This is a genomic window from Candidatus Methylomirabilis sp. (assembly GCA_036000645.1).
In the GTDB taxonomy this organism is placed as follows: Bacteria; Methylomirabilota; Methylomirabilia; order Methylomirabilales; family JACPAU01; genus JACPAU01.
The window spans coordinates 1-4271 of the sequence record DASYVA010000113.1; the positions used below are offsets into that span (position 1 = coordinate 1).

General features: G+C 71.0%; 4 protein-coding genes. All 4 read right to left on the minus strand.

Annotation, left to right across the window (positions count from 1 at the left end; translation table 11 throughout):
• Positions 1-243 precede the first annotated feature (243 nt).
• The gene (folD, locus tag VGT06_06630; protein ID HEV8662796.1) at positions 244-1104 is read right to left on the minus strand and encodes a bifunctional methylenetetrahydrofolate dehydrogenase/methenyltetrahydrofolate cyclohydrolase FolD; all 861 of its coding nucleotides are present in this window, start codon (positions 1102-1104) and stop codon (positions 244-246) included.
• Between the two features lie 11 nt (positions 1105-1115).
• The gene (locus tag VGT06_06635; GenBank protein HEV8662797.1) at positions 1116-1889 is read right to left on the minus strand and encodes a TIGR00282 family metallophosphoesterase; all 774 of its coding nucleotides are present in this window, start codon (positions 1887-1889) and stop codon (positions 1116-1118) included.
• A gap of 98 nt (positions 1890-1987) precedes the next feature.
• Entirely contained in the window at positions 1988-3544 is a 1557-nt protein-coding gene (gene rny, locus VGT06_06640) for a ribonuclease Y (protein ID HEV8662798.1), read from the minus strand.
• A 74-nt stretch (positions 3545-3618) separates the two neighbouring features.
• A partial coding sequence (locus VGT06_06645) for a 5-formyltetrahydrofolate cyclo-ligase (GenBank protein HEV8662799.1) occupies positions 3619-4271 on the minus strand: 653 nt, incomplete at its 5' end.

The window sequence follows — 4271 nt, forward strand, 5'->3', positions numbered from 1 at the left end:
CTGCAGCGGGGTGGCGGGAGACGTTCCGGTCTGTGCCAGGCGACTAATACACACGAGATAAATTGTGTGACAAAGGGTCCGGGTGGCGCCGGATGCCGCCCCACGGCCCCCGTAGCGGAGGGGGGTCCCATCGGCGCTTGGCCGATGGGGGGACCCACGGGAGGGTTCCCCAGGGGGGCCGGGGGCCGGGGCGGCGCCGGCGCCAGGACCCGGACTTTGTCACTTTCATTCTGTCGTTTGGTATTAGGCGGGCGGGCTCGTGCGGCGGGTGTAGGCCAGGAGGGTGTTCTTCAGCAGCATGGCAATCGTCATGGGGCCCACGCCCCCCGGGACCGGGGTGATCTGGCCTGCGCGGGACGCGACCGAGGGGAAATCCACGTCCCCGACCAGCGCCCCGTCCACCCGGTTGATCCCGACATCGATCACCACCGCTCCCTCCCGCACCATGGCGCCGGTGATGAGGCGGGGCCGGCCGGCCGCCGCGACCAGGACCTCGGCGCGGCGCGTATGGGCGGCAAGGTCCTTGGTCCGGGTGTGGCAGACCGTCACCGTGGCGTGCCGGTGCAGCAGGAGGAGGGCCGCCGGCTTCCCCACGAGGTCACTGCGGCCGACCACCACCGCTTCGGCTCCCCGGAGCCCCACCCCGGAGCGATCCAGGAGCTCCAGGATTCCGGCCGGGGTGCACGGGACGAAGGCGGGACGGCCGATCGTCAGGCGGCCCACGTTCTCGGGGTGGAACCCGTCCACATCCTTGGCAGGATCCAGGCGCCCGAGGATCCGCTGGCTATCCAGCCCCTCCGGGAGGGGGAGCTGGACCAGGATGGCATCCACCGCGTCGTCCCGGTTCAGGTCGGCGAGGAGCGCCTCGAGCGCCGCCTGGGAGGTCCCGGCGGGGAGCAGGTGCCGGAAGGAGCGGATTCCCACCTCCTCGCACGCCCGCGCCTTGTTGCGGACGTAAAGCTGGGAAGCGGGGTCCTCTCCCACCAGAACCGCCGCCAGCCCGGGCGCCCGCCGGCCGGCTACCACGGCCTGCGCCACGGCGGCCGCCACTTCGGCTCGGATGGCGGCAGCGATCGCCTTCCCATCGATCAGGCGCGCGGACATCCCCGAACCCCTCAGAGCTGCAGGCGGGTGATGGCGCGCGCCCGCCCGGTCTCCTCGTCCAGATCGAGGAGCACTGCCGAGAAGATCCCGGCCCCCCCCGTGGCCACGGTGAACCGGGTGGGCATCTGGGTCAGGAAGCGGCGGATGGCCTCCTCGGGGAGGATCCCGATGACGGAGTGCCGCGGCCCCGTCATCCCCACGTCGGTGATGTAGGCGGTCCCGCCGGGGAGAATCTGCTCGTCCGCGGTCTGGACGTGGGTGTGGGTTCCGACGACGGCCGAGACGCGCCCGTCCACGTAGTAGGCGAAGGCCTGCTTCTCCGAGGAGGCCTCGGCGTGAAAGTCCACGATGATGAGGGGGGTCGCCTCCCGCAAGGAGGCCAGGTGGCGATCGGCGGCGCGGAAGGGGCAGTCGATCGTCGGGAGGAAGACCCGGCCCTGCAGGTTCAGAATCCCGACGCGCCGACCCTCCCGCTCCCACAGGGCGACCCCCGACCCCGGGGCGTCCTCGGGGTAATTGGCGGGGCGCAGGAGCCGATGCTCGCTGCCGATGAAGCCCTCCACCTCTTTCTTGTCCCAGATATGATTCCCCGAGGTGAGCAGGTCGACCCCCAGGCCAAACAGCCCCTCAGCGACCGACGGGGTGATCCCGAACCCCGCCGCGGCGTTCTCGGCGTTGGCAATGGTCAGGGCCACCCCGTGCTCCCGCTTCACGGCGGAGAGGTGCTGGGCCACCTGCTCCCGTCCCGGCTTCCCCACGATGTCGCCGATGAAGAGGACCCGCATCGCCCCCCGCGAGGGACGGGACCGGAGGAGCCGCCCGGGGGAAGGAACCACCCCGCCCCGCGGGGGCCCGGTGGCCCTCCCCTCCGCCCGCCCCCTCCCTACTTGGCGTACTCGACGGCCCGCGTCTCCCGGATCACGGTCACCTTCACCTGGCCCGGGTAGTCGATCTCCTGCTCGATGCGCTTGGCGATGTCCTTGGCCATCTGCGAGGCGTGGGTATCGCTCACCTCCCCGCTCTCCACGATGATGCGGACTTCCCGTCCGGCCTGGATGGCGTAGGAGGTGCTCACCCCCTTGAAGGAGTTGGCGATCTCTTCGAGCTTCTCCAGGCGCTTGACGTAGGATTCCAGGATCTCCCGCCGGGCCCCCGGGCGCGCCGCCGAGAGCGTGTCGGCCGCCTGGAGGATGATGGCCTCCAGGCACTTGACCTCTTCGTCCCCGTGGTGGGCGGCGATGGCATTGATCACCTTCCAGTGCTCGTTGTGCTTCCGAGCGACCTCGACGGCGATCTCCGTGTGGGTCCCCTCCCGCTTGCTGTCGGCCGTCTTGCCGATGTCGTGCAGGAGGCCGGCCCGCTTGACGTAGCGGGGGTCGATCCGAAGCTCGGTGGCGATGAGACCGGCGAGCTGGGTGACCTCCTTGGTGTGCTGGAGCTGGTTCTGGGAGTAGGAGGTCCGGTACTTCAGACGGCCGATGAGGCGCACCAGCTCCTGGTGCATCCCGGTGACCCCGACCTCGAAGAGGGCCTGCTCCCCGGCCTGGCGGATGTCCTCTTCGATCTCCTTCTTGACCTTCTCGACCACCTCTTCGATCCGCGCCGGGTGGATGCGGCCGTCGGCGATGAGCCGCTGCAGGGCGATCCGGGCGATCTCCCGGCGCACCGAGTCAAAACCGGAGAGGATCACCGCCTCGGGGGTGTCATCCACGATCACGTCGATCCCGGTCGCCTTCTCGAAGGCGCGGATGTTGCGCCCCTCCCGGCCGATGATGCGCCCCTTCATATCGTCACTGGGCAGGTCCACCACGGAGACCGTCGCCTCGGCGACGAAGTCGGTGGAGCACCGGTCGACGGCGATGGCCAGGACCTCCTTGGCCTTCTGCTCGGCGGTCTCCCTCGCCTCCTCCTCGATCCGCTTGGCCAGCGCCGCCGCCTCCAGGCGGGCCTCCTCCTCCAGGTCCTTCAGGAGCGCCCGCTTCGCCTCCTCGGTCGTCATCCCCGCCACCCGCTCCAGGGCCCGTCGCTGCTCCTCCAGGAGGGCCTTCAGGCGCTGCTCCGACTCGGCCACGGCCCCCTCGCGCTGCTGCAGGGCTTGCAGGTGCGCCTGCATCTCCTTGTCCCGCCGATCCAGAATCTCGATCTGCCGGTTGAGCAGCTCTTCCCGCTGGAGGAGACGCCGCTCGAGACCCTGCAGCTCGTTCCGCTGCTCCCGGGTGTCCCGCTCCAACTCGGTCCGCGCCTGGAGCATCCGGTCCCGGATCTCCAGCTCCGCCTCTCGCCGCTTCGCCTCCGCCTCTTTCTCGGCCTCCCGGAGGATCCGGGCGGCCTCGGCGGCGGCGGCGGCGATCCGCTTCCCGCTCAGGAGGACCCGGACGGCGTAGCCGGCGGCGGCCCCCACGGCCAGCCCCAGCACCACCCACAAGACCGTGAGATCCATTGCCACGGCCACCTCACCTCCTTCAGGGCCACCGCGACGCTCTCGGCGGCAACCCTCGAATGGCGTCCCTGAACCTAGTCCCCGGGCGGACCCGGAATGATGACTCGCTCCTCCGTCACGACCCAATGTGCCGGGACATCGTGCCGCTCTGCCGGCAAGCACTCCACCACCTGGCACTCGAAGGCCAGCCCGATCCGCCGGGCATGAGGGGCGAGCGCCGTGAGGCTCCGGTCGTAATAGCCCGCCCCCTGCCCCAGGCGGTAGCCGCGCAGGTCGAAGGCGAGGCCCGGGAGGAGGACCACCTGGATCGTCCGCCAGTCCACGGCACCGGTCCGGCTCCGGTCGGGCTCCAGGATGCCGAACGCTCCGGGTCTCAGGTCGGCGCCGAGATCCCGCACGGCGGCAGCCCACAACGGGCCTCCCCGCCGCTCCACGCCGGGGAGCAGGGGGAGCCGCCCCCGCTCGAGCCAGGCGCGGAGCAGGGGCCAGGTGTCCACCTCCTCGGCCAGGCTGGCATAGAAGAGCACCCGCTCCGCCTCCTGCAACTCGGGGAGGGCGAGGAGGCGCTCCGTGATCCGGGCACTCCACGCCGCGCGGTCTGCCGGGAGCACGGCTCGCCGCGCGGCCTGCAGCCGCCGCCGCAGTTCCGCCTTGGTCTGCACGGGCCCAGGAAGCGGGCTCAGGGGGCCGGGGAAGGAGGAAGGACAGGCGCGGACGAGGAGGAAAA

Excerpts from the sequence above, each read along its gene's own strand:
- folD (HEV8662796.1), bottom strand. The coding sequence starts at position 1,104 with ATGTCCGCGCGCCTGATCGATGGGAAGGCGATCGCTGCCGCCATCCGA.
- VGT06_06635 (HEV8662797.1), bottom strand. The coding sequence starts at position 1,889 with ATGCGGGTCCTCTTCATCGGCGACATCGTGGGGAAGCCGGGACGGGAG.
- rny (HEV8662798.1), bottom strand. The coding sequence starts at position 3,544 with ATGGATCTCACGGTCTTGTGGGTGGTGCTGGGGCTGGCCGTGGGGGCC.